Annotated in this window: 1 protein-coding gene; it reads right to left on the bottom strand. The window is 56.7% G+C overall.

The window, feature by feature from the left end; translation table 11 throughout:
• Window positions 1-215: Tn3 family transposase (locus QMX78_RS21575; protein ID WP_282273509.1), on the bottom strand; the 215-nt coding region annotated here is incomplete at both ends.

Raw genomic sequence — 215 nt, 5'->3', positions numbered from 1 at the left:
TTGATGTGGCTGGTCCGATAAGGCGACAGGCCGGCCAGGATCTCGGGCGTCAGTTCAATCCCCTCCTTCCTCATCTCGGCCAAGGTCCGGCTCATGCCTTCCACGTTGTGGAGGATGATCATGTTGGCCACCAGCTGGCTGTACTTGATGATCTTGCGCTGCTCGTGTTGGACGTTCTCAGCAATGATCCCCTGGCTGCCAAAGAACACCCATTT

Source organism: Stenotrophomonas sp. PS02298 (assembly GCF_029959445.1).
GTDB lineage: Bacteria > Pseudomonadota > Gammaproteobacteria > Xanthomonadales > Xanthomonadaceae > Stenotrophomonas.
The sequence above is the reverse complement of the archived record's forward strand: the minus strand, read 5'-3'. Positions and strand labels throughout refer to the sequence as shown.